We start from the raw sequence: 20,174 nt of genomic DNA, 5'->3' as shown, positions 1-20,174 counted from the left end.
AAGGTGTTGGTGGAGAACCGCGAGTGCACCAGCGCGATGGCGGTCTCGTAACGCTCGTCGCTCAGGTCAGGGAAGAACGGCTCGACCTGGCCGGGTGGGCGTCGAGCCCGTCGGCGACCTGGTCGGCCGCGCCGGCCACCGCCTCGGCGGCGTCGGCCACCTTGGGGCCCCACTCGTCCAGCACCGGGACGTACTGGTCCGCGAGCCGGTCCACCGTCCTGGTCTGCGCGTGCACCTGCTTGGACGCCTGCCGCGCGCCGTCGGCGAGCTGCCCCGTGCCGTCGCCCAGCTTGTTCAGCCCGTCGCGGAGCTGCCCGATCGCCTGCTGTGCCTGGGTGATCCCGCTGGTGACCTGGGCGGAGCCGTTGCGCAGCCTGCCCGTCGCGGTGTTCGCGGTGTTCAGACCCGCCGAGAGCTTCTGCGCGCCGTTCTCGGCGGTGCCGAGCCCGGTGCTGAGCTGGGAGACGCCGTCGCCGACCTGCAGAGCGCCGTCACGCAGCTTGCCGGCGCCGTCGGCCGCCTCGGACGTCTTGTCGTGGATGTCGGAGATCGAGATGAAGACCTTGTCGAAGTAACCGCGCACGGCGGTCCGCTCGGCCGCGGCCCGCACCTCGTTGAAGACCGCGTCGGAGATGCTGCCCATGATGTAGCTGCGGCCGGTGTCGAGGCGCAGCCCGAGCTGCGCCGGCGTGGGCGTGCCCGCCTGGTCGGACGGCGAGGTCAGCCGCGCGCTGAAGTCGGCGGGGACGGTCAGCGCCAGGTAGAAGCTGCCGTCGCCGACCCCGTCGGCCGCCTGCTGGGGCGTGCTCTCGTGCCAGTCGAAGACCTTCCTGTCGCGCAGCTCCGCGGCCAGGTCCTGCCCGGCGTGCAGGGTCGTGCCGCCGGCGGTCGCGGGCCGGTCCTCCATCACCAGGGCGACGGGGAGCCGGTCCAGGTTGCCCTGCGGGTCCCAGAACGACCACAGGTACAGCCCGGCGTACAGCAGCGGCAGCAGGATCACCGCTGCCAACGCCATCCTGGTCAGGCGGGAACGCAGCATGCCCTTCATGACAACTCCACCAGGTGGTCGTAGCGGGTGGGAGCCTGCACGCAGGAGGCCACGACGGTCGCGCCGCCGGCGGCCAGGTCGCCGAGCACGGACCAGAGCGCCTGCTGCCGGTCGTCCGGCAGGCCGGCGTCGACGTTGTCGGCGACGATCACCTTCGGCTCGTCCAGCAGGGCGAGCGCGACGCCCAGCCGTACCTGCTGTTCGCGGTCCAGTTCCCGGACCAGCGTGCGCTCGTCCACGGTGAGACCGGCCGCCTTCAGCGCGCCCCGGTGAGGCGCCCGCCTGCGCTCGCGCAGGTGCTCCCTGACGGTCAGCGATCTGTCGAGATCCGTCACCCCGTCCACCAGGGCCAGCGCCGCGGCCTTGCGGATGGCGCGCGGCGCGGTGTGCCCGGCGACCTTCAGGGCGCCGGCGGTGGGCTTCATCCGGCCGGCCAGCGTGAGCAGCAGGCTGGTCCGCCCGCTGCCCGCGGGGCCGGCGACGACCGTGAGCGTGCCCGGTCCGGCCTCCAACGAGACCTCGGGGTAGGCCCCCTCGACCGACAGGCCCTTGGCGACGATCACGACAGCTTTCCTCTCTTGAACTGACCGGTCAGTACAAAGAGTAACGCAGCCGTGTTGTCAGTGCTTGGTGGGATTCGTCACGTGGTCAGAGGTAGCTCTCCAGGAGGGCGGCCAGCTCTTCGGGGCGCGACAGCATGGGGGAGTGACCGGCGTCGATCTCGTCGGGGACGACGCCGAGCCGCTCCCTGACGACCTCGCGCATGAACGCGGGGGTGAAGAAGCGGTCGTCGCGGCAGAGCACGAACTTCGTGGGGACGTCCGGCCACCTGTCCAGCGGCCACGGTTCGCCCAGGGCCTTCTCGGCGTGCTCGCGCCCCGTCGTCATCACCTCGGCCGCCAGGTCCGGCGGGACGTCCTGCATGAAGACCGCCACCGTGTCGTCCATGGCGGGCGCGCTGAAACCGGTGTTGCCCCACCAGTCGGCGGGCGGCTCGCCCGGAGCCGGGATCATGGCCGTCACCAGCACCAGCAGATCGGCCTTGACGCGGTCGCAGACGAGCGGGCCGACGAAGCCGCCCCAGGAGTGGGCCACCACGACCAGGTCGCGACGGTCGCCGACGGCCTCGACCACCGCGTCGGCGTAGTCGCCGAGCCCCGCCGACTCGTCCTCGACAGGCAGGTCCACGGCCACCACGTCATGGCCGTGCGCGCGCAGTTCTGGCTCGACCAGCCGCCAGTGCCAGGCGCTCCCGCCGCCGCCGTGGATCAGTACGAAGGTCGCCACGCTCAGCTCCGTCCCGCCAGGGCGCCGGGCGACCTCGTGCTCCAGCGGCGCACGTCGCCTGTGGCAGTTCACTCATCGAATGTGGTCCTAAACTAGCTGCTCCTCGGCCCCAAACGCTTCACCGACCTGCGCTCCGGCCTGCCGGGCGCCAGCCAGAACGTGCTCGCGCAGCGCCTGCGCGAGCTGGAGGAGTCGGGCGTGGTGCGGCGGCGCAGGCTCCCGCCGCCCGCCGCGAGCCGGGTCTACGAGCTGACGGACCGCGGCCTCGAACTGGAGCCCGTGGTGCTCGCGCTGGCCCGCTGGGGGAGCCGCGCGCCGCTGCGGTCGGACGCCCCGCTGAGCGTCGACGCGCTCGTCCTGGCCCTGAAGTCGACCTTCGACGCGGAGGCCGCCCGGGGCTTCGACGCCCGGGTGGAGCTGCGGCTCGGCGTACAGCCACACTCGGTACCGCCGGCCGAGATAGGAAATTTTTATTGCGCAAATTTCCTTGTGCATCTATGGTGGTGCCATGGCCGCCGAGAAGAACCGCCGCATCACCGATCTCGATGAGCTCAAGGCGCTGGGGCACCCGTTGCGCATGCGGCTCTACCGAGCCCTGAACGTCGCCCGCGAGGCGACGGCCTCGATGCTGGCCGAGCAGGTCGACGAGGCCGTGTCGCTGGTCAGCTACCACCTGCGCAAACTGGCCGCGCACGGCCTCATCGAGGAGGCCGACCGGCCCGGTGGCGACGCCCGCGAGCGCTGGTGGCGGCTGGCCCACAGAGGCGTGAGCACCCGAGATCGCGACTTCCGCGACAGCCCCGAGCGTGTCGCCGCCCACACGGCGCTCTCGCGGGTGGCGGCCCGCCAGCGCGGCGAGATGTACGAGCACTACCTCGACTCGCAGGACGGCTGGGAGCAGGAGTGGCGTGATGCCGCCTTCGGCTCCGAGTCGCTGATCTGGCTTACCGCCTCCGAGTTCGGCCAGTTCAAGGGCGAGGCGGAGGCGCTCGTCGCGAAGTGGCAGGCGCACGGCCGGGCCGCCCGCGAGGCAGCCGACACCGAGGGCCGCGAGAACGTCGCCGTGCACATGTACGGCTTCCCGTTCCGGCCGTGACCGCAGCCAAGGAGACACTGTCATGGACCCCGACCTGTACCTGCTGATCGAACGTGACCGAGCCCGCGAACTGCGGGGGAGGGCGTCGGAGTGGCGCCGGGCAAGGAGGCTGACGGCGAGCCGGCCGCCGGCCGTGCGCACCCTTCAGAGGACGGTCACCCAGATGCCGGCCGTGCGCGCCCTCCGGCGGCGGCTGGGCTGGGTGCTGGTGGAGACGGGGCTCAGGCTCGTCCATTCACTAGACTGACCGGGGAAAGCCCCACTTGGCGAGGAGTGTCATGCGGGCGGACGCCCAACGCAACTACGACCTGCTGCTGGCCGCCGCCAGGCAGATCTTCGCCGAGCGCGGCCCCGACGCGCCGCTCGACGACGTCGCCCGCCGCGCCGGGGTCGGCAACGCCACCATGTACCGGCACTTCCCGACCCGCTGCGACCTGATCATCGCCGTCTACCGTGACGAGGTCGCCGAGCTCTGCGCCACGGGCGCGGCCCTGCTCGGCGCGCAATCTCCGCAGGACGCGCTGCACGAGTGGCTGCGCCTGTTCGTCGAGCACGTGGCCGCCAAGCGCGACCTCGCCCTGGCCGTCGCCCATGACCGCGACACCGAGCGCTCGGCGCTGCTCTCCACGTGGCACGAGTCCATGCTGACGACCGCGTCCGAGCTGCTTGACCGGGCGCAGCGGGCGGGTGCCGTCCGTGCGGACCTCGACGTGCGTGACCTGCTGACCCTCGTCAACGGCGTCGCGCTGGCCACCGCCGACGGTGACCAGGCCGACCGCCTGCTCGCCGTCGTCGGACGCGGTCTGCTCCCGGAATCCTGAAACCTGTTCGGCGCGCGTGTCGATCCGCGCTCTCTCCGAGCGAGGCATCCTCGCCGTCAGCGCCGGAGCGCCGGCGACCGTCAGCCTTCCGGAAGCGGTCGTGGAGGGGAGTAGACTCAAAGTACCGAGGACATTTCGTGCGTTGGCACCCAGGTCGGCGTCGCCCGCGGCGATAGACCATTCATTGGGTTCCTTGCGGGGCCTGGGTAGGCCAGGCGATCATGACGCCGACAATTCTTTCTCGACTCAAGCCGCTGGGCGCCATCTCCGCGGTCTCCGTGATCGACTCCGCGGTCCGGCTCAGCCTGAGCCCCGCGCTGGATCGGCGGGCCGTGGTCGACGGGGTGTGGTGGCCCTACTCCCGTGACGCCGCCGCCGAGCTGCCCGGACTCATCGCCGCCGTCGATCAGCGGCTCGGCCGGGCCACGCTGAGCGTGGGCATGTATCGCGACGCGTGGGAGCACATCCCGCGACACGTTCCGGCACGGGGGCGTCAGGTGCAGGTCGGCTGCTTCCACCAGACCGATCCCCGCGTGGTCGTCCTGAGCGTCGCGGACGCCAAGCCGATCGTCCTGCTGGTCATCCCGCCGGGCACCGCCAAGGGCTCCGCCACGGCCGCGCTCACCACCCACGACGCGGCCGGCCTCGGCGAGGCCGACATCCTCACCGGCGCGCACCAGCCCGCCACCTCACCCGCCGGCCCGGCGGACGTGGACGGCTGGGCTGACTGGGAGAACGAAGGCGGACACCTCGCCGACCAGCGATCATCCGCTCCATCGGCCGGCTGAGCATGCCGGTCACGCGATCACGGTGCCCGCACCGTCGGCCGGTCGGTTGACCGACCGGCGGCCGGCAGGCGCCGCGTTCCTACTCTTTCTCCGATCGGAGAACCTCATGACTATCACCGATGGCTACCCGCTCGGCAGGGCCGATCCGTCCGCTCCGACCACCGTCTACCTCTCGGGAGAGATCGACATCTTCAGCACCAAGGCGCTGCGCCAGAGCCTGCTGGACTTGCTGCGCTCCAGCACCAGCACGTTCATCCTCGACCTGTCCGAGGTGTCGTTCTGTGACGCCTCCGGCCTGGCCGTCCTGGTCGGTGTCCAGCACCGCGCCCGAGCGCAGGGCATCACGCTGGCCCTGGCCGCGCCCCGCCCGTTCATGATCAGGCTGCTGCACATGACCGGCCTGGACCGCAGCCTCCCGATCACGGTGTGAGCCCGGACGCGCCGTCAAGCCCGGCGGCCCCTTTCGGCCTGGCAGGGAGGGAGAAAGGGGCGCGGTGAGTGCCTCAGATGCCGAGGGCTGAGGGCAGGCCGAGTTCGTGGAGGAAGAGGGCCTCCGTGGTGGCGGTCTTGCGGAGTTCCTCCAGGTTCACCCGCTCGTTGGGCGCGTGGATGGCCGCGTCCTCGTCCTCCGCGCCGAACAGCAGGATCTCCGCCGCGGGGAACTGCTTGAGCAGGGTGCTGACCAGGGGGATCGAGCCGCCCGCGCCCACGTCCCGCGGCGGGCGGCCGAACGCGCGCTCCATGGCGCGGTTGAGCGCCGACCTGGCCTTGCCGCCCGAGTCGGCCTGGAAGCCGGAGCCCACGGTGAAGTCGCCGAACGACACCTGCACACCCCACGGCGCCACCTGCCGCAGGAAGTCCACCACCGCGTCGACCGTGGTCTTGGGGTCGCCCGCCGGAGGGACGCGGACCGTGACCCTGGCCCTGGCCGCGGGCTGCACGGCGTTGATCGCGCCGGAGACCGTGGGCACGTCCAGGCCCGTCACCGTGATCGCGTAGGAGGACCACAGGCGGTCGGCGAGCGAGCCCGAGCCCACCAGCGACACGCCGTCGAGGACGCCCGCCGTCTTGCGGAACTCCTCCTCCGACGGGCCCTGGCCGAGGAAGCCGCCCCTCGGCAGGCCGGGGACGCGGATGTCGCCGTTGTCGTCGTGCAGCGCGGTCAGCATGCGCATGAGCGCAGCGAGCGCGTCGGGTGCGGCGCCGCCGAAGGAGCCGCTGTGCACCGGCTCGCGCAGCGTGCGCACCTCGACGGTGAAGGCCGCCATGCCGCGCAGGGACGTGGTGACGGCCGGGTCGCCGACACGCGGGTTGCCGCAGTCGGCCACCACGATGGCGTCGGCCCGCAGCAGGTCGGGGTTGCGCTCGACGAACGCCTCCAGGCGCTCGCCCGCGTACTCCTCCTGGCCCTCGATGATGACCTTGATGCCGATGGGGAAGCGGCCCTGGAACGTACGCAGCGCGGTGACGTGGGAGATGACGCCCGACTTGTCGTCGGCGGTGCCCCTGCCGTAGAGCTGGCCGTCGATCAGGGTGGGCTCGAAGGGCGGGGTGCGCCAGGCGGCGGGGTCACCGGCGGGCTGGACGTCGTAGTGGGCGTACAGCAACACGGTGGGCATCCCGGGCGGGGCGGGCGACTCGCCGTACACGGCGGGGAAGCTGCCGTCGACGGGGATCTGCTGGACGCGCGCGAGCCCGGTGCTGCGCAGCAGCTCCTCGGTCGCGGCGGCGGCGGCGTAGACGGGCTCCTCGGGATGCCCGGGGAAGGCCACCGAGGGAATGGCGGCAAGCCGCTTCAGTTCCTCGACGGCCTGAGGCATCGCGGCTGCGACTGCGCTCTCGATCTGGTCAGGAGTCACGGGACGGTCCCCCGGGTCGTTCTCGATAGTTAACGTCTCATTGGATCACAGACGGTTCCGCGTTGCTGGAAACCCCTTGACCCGCGGGCTAATCTACCTGCGGATTTCGTAGCGCTTACATAGCGCTTCTGCGGATCTCGGATTTCTTGCATAGTGTTGCGACGCTTTCCCTTGGCAAACCGCAGGTGAACAGGGAGACTGTGGGAAGCTCAGACACGAGGGAAGATAACCATGACGCAGCCGGAAAAAGACGTCCTGAAGGCCGCTCAGGACAACCTGTGGTTGCACTTCACCAGGCACAGCGCCTATCAGCAGACCGAGATCCCGACCATCGTCCGCGGTGAGGGGTCGTACATCTACGACATCCACGGCAAGCGCTACCTCGACGGCCTGGCCGGGCTCTTCGTGGTCCAGGTGGGCCACGGACGCCACGAGCTGGCCGAAGCCGCCGCCAAGCAGGCCCAGGAGCTGGCCTTCTTCCCGCTCTGGTCCTACGCGCACCCGAAGGCCGCCGAGCTGGCCCAGCGCCTGGCCGAGCAGGCCCCTGGCGAGCTGAACCGCGTCTTCTTCACCACCGGCGGCGGCGAGGCGGTCGAGACCGCCTGGAAGCTGGCCAAGCAGTACTACAAGCTCGTCGGCAAGCCCCTCAAGCACAAGGTCATCAGCCGCCAGATCGCCTACCACGGCACCCCGCAGGGCGCCCTGTCGATCACCGGCATCCCCGCGTTCAAGCAGATGTTCGAGCCGCTCGTGCCGGGCTCCGTCCGGGTGCCGAACACCAACCACTACCGCGCCGACGAGATCACCGGCGTCAAGGGCATGACGCCCGAGGAGTACGGCATCTGGGCCGCAGAACGCGTCGCCCGCGCCATCGAGATGGAGGGCCCCGACACGGTGGCCGCCGTCTTCGCCGAGCCCGTGCAGAACGCGGGCGGCTGCTTCCCGCCGCCTCCCGGCTACTGGCAGCGGCTGCGCGAGATCTGCGACGAGTACGACGTGCTGCTCGTCTCGGACGAGGTCATCTGCGCCTTCGGCCGTCTCGGCACCATGTTCGGCGGCCAGAAGTTCGACTACGTCCCCGACATCATCACCTGCGCGAAGGGGCTGACCAGCGGCTACTCCCCGATCGGCGCGATGATCGCGCACGAGCGGCTGTTCGAGCCGTTCAAGGACGGCGACAACATGTTCGCCCACGGCTACACCTTCGGCGGCCACCCCGTCTCCGCGGCCGTCGCCCTGGCCAACCTGGACATCTTCGAGCGCGAGGACCTGCTCGGCCACGTCACCAAGAACGAGCCGCTCTTCCAGGCCACCCTGGACGGCCTGCGCGACCTGCCGATCGTCGGCGACGTCCGGGGGTCCGGCTACTTCTGGGGCATCGAGCTGGTCAAGGACAAGGCCACCAAGGAGACGTTCGACGCCGAGGAGTCCGAGCGGCTGCTGCGCGGCTTCCTGTCGAAGGCGTTGTTCGACGCGGGCCTCTACTGCCGCGCCGACGACCGTGGCGACCCCGTCATCCAGCTCGCGCCCCCGCTGATCGCCGGTCCGAAGGAGTTCGACGAGATCGGGTCGATCCTCCGCAACGTGCTCACCGAAGCGTGGGCTCGCCTCTAAACACCTCCCATCCGGCACGGCGACCCGCCGTGCCGGATCTTTCCTGAAAGGAATCGGCCATGAAGATCGGCGTGCCTGCCGAGGTCAAGAACCACGAGTACCGCGTCGCCGCCACCCCGGCAGGCGTGCACGAACTGGTCCGCAACGGCCACGACGTGACCGTCCAGCGAGGTGCGGGCCTGGGCTCGCAGATCACGGACGAGGAGTACCTCGCGGCGGGCGCGAAGATCCTCGACACCGCCGACGCGGTCTGGGCCCAGGCCGACATGGTGCTCAAGGTCAAGGAGCCGGTCGCGGAGGAGTACCACCGGCTGCGCGAGGGCCTGGTGCTCTTCACGTACCTGCACCTGGCCGCGTCCCGGCCGTGCACCGACGCGCTGCTCGGCGCGCGGAGCACCGGCATCGCCTACGAGACCGTGCAGGTGGGCAACGCGCTGCCGCTGCTCGCCCCGATGTCCGAGGTGGCTGGCCGGCTCGCGCCCCAGGTCGGCGCGTACAACCTGATGCGCTTCAATGGCGGGCGCGGCGTGCTGCCCGGCGGCGTCCCCGGCGTGGCCCCGGCGAAGGTCGTCGTGATCGGCGGCGGCGTGTCCGGGCTGAACGCGGCGCAGATCGCCGTCGGCATGGGCGCGGACGTCACCGTCCTCGACACCAACGTCGACCGGCTGCGCTTCATCGACGCCATCTACCAGGGACGCCTCAAGACGCTCGTCTCCACCTCGTACGCCATCGAGCAGGAGGTCCTGCAGGCCGACCTGGTCATCGGCGCGGTCCTCATCCCCGGCGCCAAGGCTCCGACGCTGGTCTCCAACGACCTGGTCTCGCGGATGAAGCCGGGCTCCGTGCTCGTCGACATCGCCATCGACCAGGGCGGCTGCTTCGAGGACTCGCGTCCGACCACGCACGCCGACCCCACCTACAAGGTGCACGAGTCGATCTTCTACTGCGTGGCCAACATGCCGGGCTCGGTGGCCAACACGTCCACCTACGCGCTGACCAACGCGACCCTCCCGTACGCGGTCAAGCTGGCCAACCTGGGCTGGAAGGAGGCCCTCCGGGCCGACGCCGGCCTCGCGGGCGGCCTCAACACCCACGACGGCAAGCTCACCAACGAGCCGGTCGCCAGCGCGCTCGCGCTGCCGTACATCCCGGTCGCCGACATCCTCGCGGCCTGATCTGGTAGGGGTGCGGACGCCGCCGCGCCCCTACGTCACGTCTCCGGGCGTCTGCCCCATGATGTCGTCGGGCGTGAGCTGCTCCCTCGCGGTCGTGACCGCCCACCGGTGCCCGAACGGGTCGCGCAGCACGCCGTAGCGCTCGCCCCAGAACATCTCCTGCACCGGCATCTCCACCTCCGCCCCCGCGTCCAGGGCCTGCCGGGCCACTCCGTCGGGGTCGTCCACCTCCAGCAGGATCAGCACCGGGCTGCCGCCCAGCGTCGGCGGGGCCGGCGCGCCGAGCTCCGGTGTCTCCTCGCTCACCAGCAGCCGCCCCGCGCCGAGCTGCAACTCGACGAAGAGGATCACGCCGTTGGGCAGCGTGTTGCGGAACACCTCCACCGCGCCGAGGCCGCGCCGGTAGAAGCCGATCGCCGCCTCGGCGTCGCGCACGAACAGGTGCGGGCTCAGGCCCTGCGGCCGCAGCGATGTCACGTGATCAGACCTGCCTCTCGCGCCGCCCCCACCATCCGCGCCATCAGCGCGGCCTCGGCGCGTGCGGCCTGCTCGCCCTTGGGTGTCAGCCGGTAGTAGCGGCGCCTCGCGTCGTGCGGCGCCGCCGGGTCGCCCCCTTCGGACTCCTCGACCAGCCCGTCGGCGACGAGCCTGCTGATGGTCCGGTAGAGCGTGCCGGGGCCCAGCCTGACCGCCCCCTCGCTGATCTCCTCGACGAACCGCATCACCGCGTATCCGTGCCCGGGGCCACTGGCCAGCGCGAGGAGCACGTGGAATCCGGCAGCCGTCAGCACGATTGACACGATAACACCATCCTGGTTATATCCGTTTTGGATACAAGGAGGTTTCTCATGGCACTTGGAATCAGCCAGGTCGCGCTCTACGTCGACGACCAGCAGAAGGCCGTCGACTTCTGGGTCGGGAAGGTGGGCTGCACCGTCACCAGGGACCTGCCCTACGGACAGGACCGATGGATCGAGATCGAACCGCCCGGTGACGGAGCCAGGATGGCGATCATGAAGGCGGGCCCCGGCTGGCCGAAGCTCGACACCGACCGGCCCAACTACGTCCTCTTCCACGCCGACGACATCGTCAAGGCCCACGAGGAGCTCAGCGCCCGCGGCGTCGAGTTCACCCAGCCGCCCAAGCAGGAGCACTGGGGCTGGTCAGCCGTCTTCAAGGACGACGAGGGCAACCTGTTCCACCTCGGCCAGCGTTAACGCACGCCCAGCCGCTGCCGCAGGAGGCGGGCCGTGGTCAGCACGTGGGCGATCTCGCCCGGGCTCGGCCACGGTGCGCTACCGGGACGCAACAGCGTGCTGCGCACCGACGCCAGGTGCTCCACGGCGCTCCGGTGCAGCCCGCTCCGCTCCACCAGCCACGACAGCACCTCGGCGGGGTCGTGCAACGGCCTGGTCACGAGGTCCCAGGTGCTGAGCAACTCTGTCAGCTCCGGCACGGGCAGCGGCACGCCGCCTCTGCGCCCGGTCGCCGCCGAGGCCAGCTCCGCCCGCGCGACCAGCTCCGGCTCGGCCGGACGGTCCCAGGCCGGCGGAGGCGGATCGGCCAGGGGTGCGGCCGGCCACTGCCGCGCCTCGCTCTCCCGCCCCGCCGCCACGAGCAGCCCGCCGAGCTCCACGGCGGCCTGATGGTGCCCGGCCAGCGCCGCCTGGCGGAACCAGTGCTGCCCGCCGCCCAGGTCGTCGAACTCGGCGATCAGCAGCAGCCCGAAGTCGAACGCCGACTCGGCGTCGCCGCTGCACGCCGCCCTGCCGAACCAGTGGCTGGCGCTCTGGGGATCGTCCAGCTCCAGGCAGACGAACCCGGCCATCCGCTGGTCCTCCAGGCGCCCGGCGTTCGCGGCCCGCTCGAACCAGGCGCGCGCCGTCCGCAGATCGCCGTGGCCGAGCGCGATGCTCCCCAGCTGGGACGCCGCGCCGGGATGCTCGGACCTGGCGGCCAGCCGGTAGTACGCCTCCGCCCCCTCCGGATCGCGGCTGGCGTGCAGCAGCAGGCCCAGGTAGTAGGAGGAGTCGGCGTGGCCGAAGCGGGCGGCGTACTCCCACCACCGCACCGACTCCTCCTCCTCGCCCGTCGAATAGGCCAGGAAGCCGAGGTCGTACGCGGACGTGGCGTCGCCGTCGGCCGCCGCCCTGCGGTGCCACTCCCGCGCTGCCGGCACCTCGCCCGCGTCCTCGCAGATCAGCGCCAGCCTGCGGGCCGCCCGGGTGGAACCCGCGTGGGCCGCGCTCTCGAACCAGCTCCGCGCGGCCCCGACGTCGCCGCGCTGCTCCAGCAGCAACGTCGCCAGGTTGACCGCGGCCTCGGCGTCGCCCGTGCCGGCGGCCAGCTCGTACCAGGAGATCGCGTCCTCGAGACTGCCGTGCTTCTCGTGCCAGATGCCCAGGTTGTAGGCGCTGTCGACGTTGCCGCTCGCGGCGGCCCGCTCCCACCACCGCCTCGCCGCGGATCGGTCGCCGCTCTGGGCGTACAGCCTGCCGAGCCGGTGCGCGGCCTCGGCGTCGCCCTCTTCGGCGGCCGTCAGCAGCTCGGGCTCGTCGCCGACGCGTGGCGCCGGAACGGCCGGCGGCGCCACCTCACCTTGCCACCACGCCATGGGCACAGGGTGGCACGTAACCGTTCGGGTGCGGAGCGCAATTGCCGAGCGTACTACGAGAAATTGATGAACCCGGAGTACATGCCCATGCCGCAGACGTAGCGCAGGATGCCTGGTCGCTGCGGGGGGAGGCGCACGGTGGCCGGGAGGGCGAGGTCCTGGCCGGCGATCGTGACGGTGCGGGTGCAGCCCTGGTTCACCAGCTTGAAGACCACCTCGACGGGGACGCCCGCCCTGGCCATCACCGCGCCCGGCCGGTAGCCCTCGCTCGTCGCCCAGATCGTCACGGTCTGCCCGGCCGGGGCGCCCACTCCAGCCGTGGCCGTCCGACCTGACGTGGTGGCCTGCGGGGCAGGCCGGCCGGGCTTCGTGACGGTGGCGGCGGCACTGGCAGGAAGCGGTGGCGTCGGCAGCCAGCCGCCGAGGTTCAGGCCCGCCCCGACCGTCCACACCCCGGCCGCGACCGCCACCGCCGCGGCCACCTTGACGAGCCTGGTACGGGCCACCTTCCGCAGGACGTACCCGAGCACCGCGAACGCGGGCGCGGTGCCGGCGACGAACCCCGCCATCACCGCCGCCCCGCCGACCGCCGACGCGCTGGAAACCGCCACCATCTCCATCCCGAGCGTGACCCCGCACGGGACGAGGATCGTCGCTGCCCCCAGCAGTGAGGCCCGTCCCACCCCGCCGGGTGAGTGCGGCTCGTCTGGGAGGTCGTTCGGGGCGCACGCCGGGCGGTCTCGGCGGAGGAGGTTGAGCGCGTACGCGATGACGGCGACGCCCGCCGCCACCAGCAGTACCGCCCGGAGCGTGGGAGGTAGGCGGACGGCCGACCCGAGCAGGCCCAGCAGCGCGCCCGTGACGGAGTAGGCGGCCAGCCTGCCCGCGAGAAACCACGCGACCGGCGCCTGACGCTCAGCGTCAGGCCTCTGGCAGGTGGTGTGAACGGGATGGGGAGAGCCGGGGTTGCCGTCCGAGGGGCGGGTGAGGAGGCCGATGAGCAGCCCGCCCTGGACGGCGGTGCAGGAGGCGGTGCCCGCCACCAGTCCCGCGACGAGCCCGGTGACGAGCAGGGCGGTCGGCTGCACCTCGTCCCCCTTGTGACGTCCTGGTCGCAACGTAACGTTGCGCGCCGGATGCGGCCAGTCACAGTTGTTTCACCCGATCGCCGGTTTAACCACCCCTGAGTACGGACATCCGCTCGAAGTACTCGTCATGGCTCATCTCGCCGCGAGCGTATCGCTCGGCGAGGATCTGCTCCGCCGACGCGGTCGCCCGGACCTCGGCCCGGCGCGGCCCCCACTGGCCCCTGCGCCACGCGCGGGCGGCGAAGGCGACGACGGCGACCCAGAACAGTCCCCAGAAGAGCGGGATGAGCGGCCAGAAGCCTCCGCTCCACCCCCAGTGCGTCATCGTGTTCATGGGTCCAGCGTCGCCGCTGGGCAGGCGGGGCGCATCGGGCCGTGGATGCGTCGTGAGGTCCGCCCAGGGGAGTGGCCGGGCCCGCCGCAGGTACGCCCGCTGGGGTAGCGGCCCGCTCCTCAGGCCCGCTCGTCAGGCCCACTCCTCAGGTGAGGCGGGCTCGGATGGCTGGGCGGTCGATGCGCAGTTCGTCCAGGAGTTCCGCGACCGGGTCGGGGCGGCTCTGGGCGAGCAGGACGAGCAGCAGATGGTTGGGGGCGGTGTCGCGGGTGCGCAGGGTCGTGGCCTTGACGGCCTGGTTGATGGCGGCTCTGGCGCTCGTCGTCAGCGCGGTGCCCGGAACCGCCGGGTGCTTGCGCGGCCTGCTCTTCGGCGGCACGCCGACGTCGATGCCGATCGCCTTCAGCGCCGCCTGGTCGAGCGCGTCGAGGGCGGCCCGCGCGTCGGCGACCCGGACGCCGAGCGCCCGCGCCGTGGGCGAGTCGGGGTCGTGCAGCAGGCCGAGCAGCAGGTGCTCGGTGCCGAGGCGCCGGTCGCCGCGCTGTCTCGTCTCCTCCAGCGCGGCGGTCACGACCTTCGCGAAGGGGCTTCTCTCCTTGCCGAACATGCGGCCCTCACTTCCCGTACCTGGCGTGTACCGACTGTCGTGACATGCCGAGCGCGTCGCCGATCTGCTCCCACGTCCAGCCCTGTTCGCGGGCGAGCGCGACGGAGACGGCCTCGACCTGTTCGGCGAGGCGGTGCAGGGCGCCCACCGCGCGCAGGCCCATGGCGGGGTCGTTCGACTTGATGCGCTCTGAGAGTTCTCCCATGTCCACGCTGTCAGATTAGATTGACAGCGCCGATTCTGTCAATCTGGACTGACGGCGATGGTCCTCGTCCTGGGGAACGCTCGGAGGGAGGGTGGGCAGGGTCACGGTGACGGTGAGGCCGCCCTCCTCGCGGGGTTCGGCGGTGACGGCGCCGCCGTGCGCGTCCACGATGGCCCTGACGATCGACAGCCCGAGCCCGGCCCCCCTGGCCGAGCGGACGCGGTCGCCCTGCAGCCGGGTGAACGGCACGAACAGGTCGTCCACCTCGTACGGCGGCACCAGGTGCCCGGTGTTGGCCACCGTGAGCCGCACCCGGTCGCCCACCCGCCGGAGCGTCACCCACACCTCGCCCCCGCGCACGTTGTACTTGACCGCGTTCTCCAGCAGGTTGAACACGCAGCGTTCGAGGAACAGCGGGTCGCCCTCGGTGACGGCCGGATGCAGGTCGTGGTGGACACGCACCTGCCGTTTGCGCGGTTCGAGGTCCAGCTGCTCCTGCACGGTGCGGACGAGCGACAGCAGGTCCACGGGCTTGCGGACGGCCAGCTCCTGCTCCGACTGCGCCAGCAGCAGCAGGCTCTCGATCAGCCGCTCGTAGCGGGCGTTCGTGCCGAGCAGCGCGCGGGCCAGCGCCTTGAGGTCCTCCGACGTCTCGGGCTCCTCCAGCGACACCTCCAGCACCGTCCGGTTGATCGCCAGCGGGGTGCGCAGCTCGTGCGAGGCGTTGGCGATGAAGCGGCGCTGCGCGTCGAAGACCCGGCCCAGCCGGTCGAGCATCGCGTCGAAGGTGTCGGCCAGCCGTTTGACCTCGTCCTGGGGGCCGCGCAGCGCGATCCGCTCGTGCAGCGTGCTCTCCGAGAGCCGCTGCGCCGTCTCGGTCACCCGGTCGAGCGGGCGCAGCGCGCGGTCGGCCACCAGGTAGCCGAGCACCAGCGCGATCACCCCGATCAGCACCATGACCACGACGGACGACCTCAGCATCTCGTCGAGCACGCTGGCGGCCCGCCGCTCGACCTCCTGCTGCGCCTGCGCGCTGATCTCGCTCTTCAGCACCTCCTTGGGCGTCACCGACGGGTCCGCCAGTCCGGCCTGGATCCGGATGAACCCCACGCCGAACTGCTGGCTCAGCGCCTTGGCCGTCAGCAGGTAGGTGATCCAGAGCAGGGCCGACCCGGCGACGAGCAGCAGCCCCCCGTACAGCAACGTGAGCCGCATACGCAGGCCCAGCCTGATCGCCTTCACAGCCGGTATCCCTTCCCGGGGACGTTCTCGATCGCCGGGGGAGCGCCCAGCTTCTTGCGCAGCGAGGTGATGGTGACCCGCAGCACGCCGCTGGTCGCGTCGGCGTACTCGTCCCAGACGTTCCTGCGCAGCTCGGCGGACGGGACGAGGGCTCCTCCCGCGTCCAGCAGCTCGCGCAGGACGTCGAACTCCTTGCGGTTCAGCGTGACCTGCCTGCCGTCCCTGGTGACGGTGCGGCGGGCCGGGTCGAGCCTGATCCCGGCCCGCTCCAGTGTGGGCTGCACGGCCTTGGGCGAGCGGCGGGCGAGGGTCCGGATCCGGGCCACCAGCTCGGCGAACGCGAACGGCTTGACCAGGTAGTCGTCGGCGCCCAGCGACAGCCCGTCCACCCGGTCGCGGACCTGTCCGGCGGCGGTGAGCATGATGATGCGGCTGGCCGAGCTGGTGGTCAGCAGCTCGCGGCAGACGTCGTCGCCGTGCACCTCGGGCAGGTCACGGTCGAGGACGACCACGTCGTAGTCGGTGAAGGAGGCCAGGTCCAGCGCCTCTTCGCCGTCGTAGGCGACGTCCACGGCGATCGCGTGCAGGCGCAGGCCGCGGGCGATCGCCTCCGCCAGCCGTTCCTCGTCCTCGACGACAAGCACTCGCATGGTCAGACCTTGGCCGATCGGGTGTTAGGCCTGAGTAAGGCGATCTTCCCTTACTCGGGTTTAGCACCGGTGGGGCTGGAGTGGGGGCCGCACCTGGGCGTCCGTCCCGTGGTGCTGAGGAGCGAAAGCCATGAAATTTCGGCTCATGCTGGCAGGGCTGGCGCCGGTGCTGGCGATGACGCTGGCCGCGTGCGGCTCGAAACCCGCCGACGACGGGATCGCCAGCGCGGGCGGCGGCACCGCGAAGCCGACCGCGTCCGCGTCCGCGTCCCCCTCGCTGGACCCGCAGGAGGCGCGGCTCAAGTTCGCGCAGTGCATGCGCGAGCACGGCGTGGACATGCCCGACCCCGACTCGTCCGGACGGGTGATGATCAAGGGCAAGCAGGGCGGCCCCGACCCCAGCAAGGCGATGCAGGCCTGCCAGCACTTCATGAAGGACGCGGTCGGCAACAAGATGGGCGGCCCGATGGACCAGGCGCAGCGCGACCAGATGGTCAAGTTCGCCGCCTGCATGCGCGAGCACGGCGTCGACATGCCCGACCCCGGCCCCAACGGCGAGTTCAGGGCGAAGATCAGCAAGGGCGGCGAGCAGAAGATGAAGGCGGCCGAGGAGGCGTGCAAGGAGTTCGCGCCCGGCTTCGGGAAGAAGCAACAGCCGTGAAGGCCGGGCTCGCCATCGTGGCCGGGCTGCTCGCCGTGGCCGCCGCCTGGACCGCGGTCGCGGTGCTCGGCGGCAGGGACACGGGCGCGGCGACGCCCGCCGCGTCCCTGCCGCCGAGCACGGCCGCGATCACCAGGCAGGACCTGATCGACACCAAGACGGTGGACGGCAGGCTCACCTACTCCGACGAGCGGGACGTGACCGCCGGCGCGTCCGGCACCGTGACGTGGGTGGCCGACGAGGGCGCGGTGATCCGCCGCGGCCGGTCGCTGCTCAAGGTGGACCGCAAACCGGTCACGCTGATGTACGGGTCGGTGCCGCTCTACCGCACGCTGCGGCTCGGCGTCTCCGACGGCCCGGACGTCGAGCAGCTCGAACGCAACCTCAAGGCGCTCGGCTACGGCGACTACCTGACCGTGGACGACCACTTCAGCTACGCGACCCGGCTGGCCGTCAAGCAGTGGCAGGAGGACCGCGGCCTGTCCGAGACGGGGGAGGTGGACGCCGCGCAGGTGGTGTTCCTGCCCGCCGCCGTCCGGGTGACCGACGCCAAGGCCAAGGTGGGCGGCAGGGCGGCCCCTGGTGGTCCGGTGCTCACGGTCAGCGGCACCCGGCGGCTGGTGCGCGTGGACCTCGACACCTCCGACCAGGCGATGGCCAGGAAGGGCGCCAAGGTCACGGTGACGCTGCCCGGCGGCGAGGAGGCGGCCGGGAAGATCTCCTCGGTCGGCACCGTCGCCAAGTCCTCCGGGTCCGGCCAGGACGACGACGGCACGACGACCATCGACGTCGACATCACGCTGACCAAGCCGCCCAGGTCGAAGCTGGACCAGGCCCCCGTCGAGGTGGAGCTGGAGAGCGAGCGGCACAAGAACGTGCTGGCCGTGCCGGTCGAGGCGCTGCTGGCGCTGCGCGAGGGCGGCTTCGGCGTCGAGGTCGTCGAGGGGAACGCCAGCCGGATCGTGGCGGTGGAGACCGGCGCCTTCGGCAGCGGCCTCGTCGAGGTCAAGGGGGACGGGCTCAGCGAGGGCATGAAGGTCGGGGTGCCCGCGTCATGATCGTGGACCTTCGGCAGGTGACCAAGACCTACAACGGCCAGGTGCAGGCGCTGCGCGGGGTGGACCTCGCGGTCGAGGACGGCGAACTGCTGGCCATCGCCGGCCCGTCCGGCTCCGGCAAGTCCACCCTGCTCCACCTGATCGGCACCCTCGACCGGCCCACCACGGGCACCGTGCGCATCGCCGGTCACGACATCGCCGAGCTGTCGGACCGCGAACTGTCGGCGTTGCGGGGCCGCATCCTGGGCTTCGTCTTCCAGCAGTTCCACCTGGCGCCAGGAGTGAGCGCGCTGGACAACGTGGCCGACGGCCTCCTCTACACCGGCACCCCGCTGCGGACGCGCCGGGAGCGGGCCGCCGCCGCGCTGGAACGCGTCGGGCTCGGCCACCGGCTGGGCCACCGGCCCCACCAGCTGTCGGGCGGCGAGCAGCAGCGGGTCGCGGTGGCGCGCGCGGTGGTGGGCGACCCGCCGCTGCTGCTCGCCGACGAGCCCACCGGCAACCTGGACTCCGCGGCGGGCACGGAGGTCCTGGGCATCCTGCGGGACCTGCACACCGGGGGGACCACGATCGCCATCATCACGCACGACATGGAGATCGCCGAGTGGTGCCCGCGCCAGGTCCGCGTCCGCGACGGCCGGATCACGGCCGACTCGGGGCACGGCCGCACCCCTCCGGCCGAGTTCGTGAAGGGAGCCGTCCGATGACGGGCCACGCCCTGGCTGCCGGGTCGCGGAAGGGGGTCCGCCGATGACACGGCTGGCCCCGGCTCGGCTCAGCCCGTCCGACGTGCTGCGGGTGGGGGCGGCGGGGCTGCGGGCCCGTCCCACCCGGGTGATCCTGTCGGCGCTGGGCATCGCCATCGGCATCGCCACCATGATCGCCGTGGTCGGGATCTCGTCCTCGTCCAGGGAGCAGCTCCTGCGCCAGCTCGACCGCCTCGGCACGAACCTGCTGACGGTCGCGCCGGGCAAGACGCTCTTCGGCGAGCAGGCCAAGCTGCCCACGACCTCGCTCGACATGGTCAAGCGCGTCCGGGCGGTCCAGACGGCCTCGGCGACCGGCACGATCGACGCCACGATCCGGCGGACCAACCACATCTCCGAGGCCGTGACGGGAGGCATCGCCGTCCAGGCCGCCAGCACCGAACTGCTCACCACGCTGGAGGGCCGCGCCGTGCACGGCACCTGGCTGAACGCGGCCACCGCCCGCGAGCCGGCCGTCGTCCTCGGCTCGGAGGCGGCCAAGCGGCTCGGCCTCGCGCGGACCGGTGTCCAGGTGTGGCTCGGCAACCGCTGGTTCACCGTCATCGGCATCCTCGGCCCGATGCCGCTCGCCCCCGAGATCGAACGCTCGGCCCTGGTCGGCTTCCCGGCGGCGGAACGGTACCTGGGCTTCGACGGCCACCCCACGACCGTCTACGAACGCTCGGCGGAGACGTCGGTGGAGGCGGTGCGGGCGGTCCTGCCGCGTACGGTCAACCCGGAGAACCCGAGCGAGGTCGAGGTCAGCAGGCCCTCCGATGCCCTGGCGGCCAGGGCGGCCGCGGCGGGCGCCTTCACCAACCTCCTGCTCGGCCTGGGGGCGGTGGCGCTGCTGGTGGGCGGGGTCGGCGTGGCCAACACCATGGTCATCTCGGTTCTGGAGCGCCGCAAGGAGATCGGCCTGCGCCGCTCGCTCGGCGCCACCCAGGGGCAGGTCCGCGTCCAGTTCCTGTCGGAGTCCCTGCTGCTGTCAGCCCTGGGCGGGCTGGTGGGGGCGGTCCTGGGCGCCCTGGCCACCATCGGGTACGCCCTGTCGCGGGGCTGGCCCCCGGTGGTGCCGCCGTGGGCGATCGGCGGCGCGGTCGCGGCGACCCTGGTCATCGGCACGATCGCGGGCATCTACCCGGCCATGCGAGCCGCCCGCCTGTCGCCCACGGTCGCCCTGACCACCACCTGACCCTTCCCCCGGGCGAGGGACGCCCGTGGCCCGCGCGGGGGAGGCGGCCGGCACGTCCGAAAGGCGATCTTTGGGTCGGTGGTACG

The 20,174-nt window shown here is 71.8% G+C and carries 26 protein-coding genes and 1 pseudogene; 13 read left to right on the top strand and 14 right to left on the bottom strand.

Features of this window, described 5'->3' with window-relative positions:
- From ABT294_RS41435 to ABT294_RS41420, 4 genes and pseudogenes are all read right to left on the bottom strand, one after another.
- Positions 1-89 (bottom strand): annotated as a pseudogene (locus ABT294_RS41435) (hypothetical protein); the annotation flags it as partial.
- Complete coding sequence (locus tag ABT294_RS41430; protein ID WP_350811937.1) at positions 62-1,039, bottom strand: YhgE/Pip family protein; 978 nt, start codon at positions 1,037-1,039, stop codon at positions 62-64. The pseudogene ABT294_RS41435 and the gene ABT294_RS41430, both read right to left, overlap by 28 nt.
- A 5-nt stretch (positions 1,040-1,044) precedes the next feature.
- Positions 1,045-1,611 carry an ABC transporter ATP-binding protein gene (locus ABT294_RS41425; RefSeq protein WP_350811936.1) on the bottom strand — a complete coding sequence of 189 codons (567 nt, stop codon included), beginning with the start codon at positions 1,609-1,611 and terminating at the stop codon, positions 1,045-1,047.
- An 85-nt stretch (positions 1,612-1,696) separates the two neighbouring features.
- Complete coding sequence (locus ABT294_RS41420) at positions 1,697-2,335, bottom strand: alpha/beta fold hydrolase (RefSeq protein WP_350811935.1); 639 nt, start codon at positions 2,333-2,335, stop codon at positions 1,697-1,699.
- Positions 2,336-2,431: 96 nt separating this feature from the next.
- Between ABT294_RS41420 and ABT294_RS41415 the strand changes: the two genes are divergently transcribed.
- The 6 genes from ABT294_RS41415 to ABT294_RS41390 all read left to right on the top strand — a co-directional run bounded on the left by ABT294_RS41415 (position 2,432) and on the right by ABT294_RS41390 (position 5,470).
- Entirely contained in the window at positions 2,432-2,884 is a 453-nt protein-coding gene (locus tag ABT294_RS41415; RefSeq protein WP_350811940.1) for a winged helix-turn-helix transcriptional regulator, read from the top strand.
- A complete protein-coding gene (locus ABT294_RS41410) occupies positions 2,844-3,431 on the top strand; it encodes an ArsR/SmtB family transcription factor (RefSeq protein WP_350811934.1) in 588 nt (195 codons plus the stop codon). Before ABT294_RS41415 ends, ABT294_RS41410 begins: the two co-directional genes overlap by 41 nt.
- Before the next feature lie 22 nt (positions 3,432-3,453).
- Positions 3,454-3,678, top strand: coding sequence for a hypothetical protein (locus tag ABT294_RS41405; RefSeq protein ID WP_350811933.1), 225 nt, complete (start codon positions 3,454-3,456; stop codon positions 3,676-3,678).
- A 31-nt stretch (positions 3,679-3,709) separates the two neighbouring features.
- Positions 3,710-4,252 (top strand): TetR/AcrR family transcriptional regulator, encoded by a 543-nt coding sequence (locus tag ABT294_RS41400; protein WP_350811932.1) that lies wholly within the window; start codon positions 3,710-3,712, stop codon positions 4,250-4,252.
- A 221-nt stretch (positions 4,253-4,473) separates the two neighbouring features.
- Positions 4,474-5,040: a DUF5994 family protein gene (locus ABT294_RS41395; RefSeq protein WP_350811931.1), complete on the top strand. Its 567-nt coding sequence runs from the start codon at positions 4,474-4,476 to the stop codon at positions 5,038-5,040.
- 106 nt (positions 5,041-5,146) lie between these two features.
- Positions 5,147-5,470, top strand: a complete 324-nt coding sequence (locus ABT294_RS41390; protein WP_350811930.1) for an STAS domain-containing protein — start codon at positions 5,147-5,149, stop codon at positions 5,468-5,470.
- 73 nt (positions 5,471-5,543) lie between these two features.
- Here ABT294_RS41390 and ABT294_RS41385 read toward each other — a convergent pair whose 3' ends face one another.
- On the bottom strand, positions 5,544-6,899 hold the full coding sequence (locus tag ABT294_RS41385; protein WP_350811929.1) for a dipeptidase: 1,356 nt from the start codon (positions 6,897-6,899) through the stop codon (positions 5,544-5,546).
- 231 nt (positions 6,900-7,130) lie between these two features.
- Between ABT294_RS41385 and ABT294_RS41380 the strand changes: the two genes are divergently transcribed.
- Positions 7,131-8,513: an aspartate aminotransferase family protein gene (locus ABT294_RS41380; RefSeq protein WP_350811928.1), complete on the top strand. Its 1,383-nt coding sequence runs from the start codon at positions 7,131-7,133 to the stop codon at positions 8,511-8,513.
- A 59-nt stretch (positions 8,514-8,572) separates the two neighbouring features.
- Positions 8,573-9,688 (top strand): alanine dehydrogenase, encoded by a 1,116-nt coding sequence (ald, locus tag ABT294_RS41375; RefSeq protein WP_350811927.1) that lies wholly within the window; start codon positions 8,573-8,575, stop codon positions 9,686-9,688.
- A gap of 30 nt (positions 9,689-9,718) precedes the next feature.
- Here ald and ABT294_RS41370 read toward each other — a convergent pair whose 3' ends face one another.
- Complete coding sequence (locus ABT294_RS41370; protein WP_350811926.1) at positions 9,719-10,165, bottom strand: VOC family protein; 447 nt, start codon at positions 10,163-10,165, stop codon at positions 9,719-9,721.
- Positions 10,162-10,488 carry a PadR family transcriptional regulator gene (locus ABT294_RS41365; RefSeq protein WP_350811925.1) on the bottom strand — a complete coding sequence of 109 codons (327 nt, stop codon included), beginning with the start codon at positions 10,486-10,488 and terminating at the stop codon, positions 10,162-10,164. The genes ABT294_RS41370 and ABT294_RS41365 overlap by 4 nt, the downstream gene beginning before the upstream one ends.
- Positions 10,489-10,536: 48 nt before the next feature.
- Here ABT294_RS41365 and ABT294_RS41360 point away from each other — a divergent pair, with 48 nt between their 5' ends.
- Complete coding sequence (locus ABT294_RS41360) at positions 10,537-10,905, top strand: VOC family protein (protein ID WP_350811924.1); 369 nt, start codon at positions 10,537-10,539, stop codon at positions 10,903-10,905.
- Here the strand turns inward: ABT294_RS41360 and ABT294_RS41355 are convergent.
- The 7 genes from ABT294_RS41355 to ABT294_RS41325 form a co-directional block, all read right to left on the bottom strand.
- Positions 10,902-12,302 (bottom strand): tetratricopeptide repeat protein, encoded by a 1,401-nt coding sequence (locus ABT294_RS41355; RefSeq protein WP_350811923.1) that lies wholly within the window; start codon positions 12,300-12,302, stop codon positions 10,902-10,904. The genes ABT294_RS41360 and ABT294_RS41355 overlap by 4 nt on opposite strands.
- A 53-nt stretch (positions 12,303-12,355) precedes the next feature.
- Positions 12,356-13,390 (bottom strand): sulfite exporter TauE/SafE family protein, encoded by a 1,035-nt coding sequence (locus tag ABT294_RS41350; protein ID WP_350811922.1) that lies wholly within the window; start codon positions 13,388-13,390, stop codon positions 12,356-12,358.
- A gap of 85 nt (positions 13,391-13,475) precedes the next feature.
- On the bottom strand, positions 13,476-13,724 hold the full coding sequence (locus ABT294_RS41345; RefSeq protein ID WP_350811921.1) for an SHOCT domain-containing protein: 249 nt from the start codon (positions 13,722-13,724) through the stop codon (positions 13,476-13,478).
- Between the two features lie 145 nt (positions 13,725-13,869).
- Positions 13,870-14,331, bottom strand: coding sequence for a Clp protease N-terminal domain-containing protein (locus tag ABT294_RS41340; RefSeq protein ID WP_350811920.1), 462 nt, complete (start codon positions 14,329-14,331; stop codon positions 13,870-13,872).
- 7 nt (positions 14,332-14,338) lie between these two features.
- Complete coding sequence (locus tag ABT294_RS41335; protein WP_350811939.1) at positions 14,339-14,536, bottom strand: helix-turn-helix domain-containing protein; 198 nt, start codon at positions 14,534-14,536, stop codon at positions 14,339-14,341.
- Positions 14,537-14,551: 15 nt separating this feature from the next.
- Positions 14,552-15,778, bottom strand: a complete 1,227-nt coding sequence (locus ABT294_RS41330; protein WP_350811919.1) for a sensor histidine kinase — start codon at positions 15,776-15,778, stop codon at positions 14,552-14,554.
- Entirely contained in the window at positions 15,775-16,428 is a 654-nt protein-coding gene (locus ABT294_RS41325) for a response regulator transcription factor (RefSeq protein WP_350811918.1), read from the bottom strand. Before ABT294_RS41325 ends, ABT294_RS41330 begins: the two co-directional genes overlap by 4 nt.
- Positions 16,429-16,558: 130 nt before the next feature.
- Between ABT294_RS41325 and ABT294_RS41320 the strand changes: the two genes are divergently transcribed.
- From ABT294_RS41320 to ABT294_RS41305, 4 genes are read left to right on the top strand one after another with little or no spacing between them, the layout of a single operon-like run.
- Positions 16,559-17,089, top strand: a complete 531-nt coding sequence (locus tag ABT294_RS41320; protein ID WP_350811917.1) for a hypothetical protein — start codon at positions 16,559-16,561, stop codon at positions 17,087-17,089.
- Positions 17,086-18,147: an efflux RND transporter periplasmic adaptor subunit gene (locus ABT294_RS41315; RefSeq protein WP_350811916.1), complete on the top strand. Its 1,062-nt coding sequence runs from the start codon at positions 17,086-17,088 to the stop codon at positions 18,145-18,147. The genes ABT294_RS41320 and ABT294_RS41315 overlap by 4 nt, the downstream gene beginning before the upstream one ends.
- Positions 18,144-18,854: an ABC transporter ATP-binding protein gene (locus ABT294_RS41310; protein WP_350811915.1), complete on the top strand. Its 711-nt coding sequence runs from the start codon at positions 18,144-18,146 to the stop codon at positions 18,852-18,854. Before ABT294_RS41315 ends, ABT294_RS41310 begins: the two co-directional genes overlap by 4 nt.
- A gap of 43 nt (positions 18,855-18,897) precedes the next feature.
- A complete protein-coding gene (locus ABT294_RS41305; RefSeq protein ID WP_350811914.1) occupies positions 18,898-20,088 on the top strand; it encodes an ABC transporter permease in 1,191 nt (396 codons plus the stop codon).
- Positions 20,089-20,174: the final 86 nt, after the last annotated feature.

Source organism: Nonomuraea sp. NPDC000554 (assembly GCF_040300065.1).
Lineage (GTDB): Bacteria > Actinomycetota > Actinomycetes > Streptosporangiales > Streptosporangiaceae > Nonomuraea.
This window is presented reverse-complemented; position numbering and strand designations above follow the sequence as displayed.

Coding starts and splice junctions, on each gene's coding strand:
- ABT294_RS41430 (WP_350811937.1), bottom strand. CDS start 1,039: ATGCTGCGTTCCCGCCTGACCAGGATGGCGTTGGCAGCGGTGATCCTG.
- ABT294_RS41410 (WP_350811934.1), top strand. CDS start 2,844: ATGGCCGCCGAGAAGAACCGCCGCATCACCGATCTCGATGAGCTCAAG.
- ABT294_RS41405 (WP_350811933.1), top strand. CDS start 3,454: ATGGACCCCGACCTGTACCTGCTGATCGAACGTGACCGAGCCCGCGAA.
- ABT294_RS41400 (WP_350811932.1), top strand. CDS start 3,710: ATGCGGGCGGACGCCCAACGCAACTACGACCTGCTGCTGGCCGCCGCC.
- ABT294_RS41395 (WP_350811931.1), top strand. CDS start 4,474: ATGACGCCGACAATTCTTTCTCGACTCAAGCCGCTGGGCGCCATCTCC.
- ABT294_RS41390 (WP_350811930.1), top strand. CDS start 5,147: ATGACTATCACCGATGGCTACCCGCTCGGCAGGGCCGATCCGTCCGCT.
- ABT294_RS41380 (WP_350811928.1), top strand. CDS start 7,131: ATGACGCAGCCGGAAAAAGACGTCCTGAAGGCCGCTCAGGACAACCTG.
- ald (WP_350811927.1), top strand. CDS start 8,573: ATGAAGATCGGCGTGCCTGCCGAGGTCAAGAACCACGAGTACCGCGTC.
- ABT294_RS41360 (WP_350811924.1), top strand. CDS start 10,537: ATGGCACTTGGAATCAGCCAGGTCGCGCTCTACGTCGACGACCAGCAG.
- ABT294_RS41355 (WP_350811923.1), bottom strand. CDS start 12,302: ATGGCGTGGTGGCAAGGTGAGGTGGCGCCGCCGGCCGTTCCGGCGCCA.
- ABT294_RS41345 (WP_350811921.1), bottom strand. CDS start 13,724: ATGAACACGATGACGCACTGGGGGTGGAGCGGAGGCTTCTGGCCGCTC.
- ABT294_RS41340 (WP_350811920.1), bottom strand. CDS start 14,331: ATGTTCGGCAAGGAGAGAAGCCCCTTCGCGAAGGTCGTGACCGCCGCG.
- ABT294_RS41335 (WP_350811939.1), bottom strand. CDS start 14,536: ATGGGAGAACTCTCAGAGCGCATCAAGTCGAACGACCCCGCCATGGGC.
- ABT294_RS41325 (WP_350811918.1), bottom strand. CDS start 16,428: ATGCGAGTGCTTGTCGTCGAGGACGAGGAACGGCTGGCGGAGGCGATC.
- ABT294_RS41320 (WP_350811917.1), top strand. CDS start 16,559: ATGAAATTTCGGCTCATGCTGGCAGGGCTGGCGCCGGTGCTGGCGATG.
- ABT294_RS41310 (WP_350811915.1), top strand. CDS start 18,144: ATGATCGTGGACCTTCGGCAGGTGACCAAGACCTACAACGGCCAGGTG.
- ABT294_RS41305 (WP_350811914.1), top strand. CDS start 18,898: ATGACACGGCTGGCCCCGGCTCGGCTCAGCCCGTCCGACGTGCTGCGG.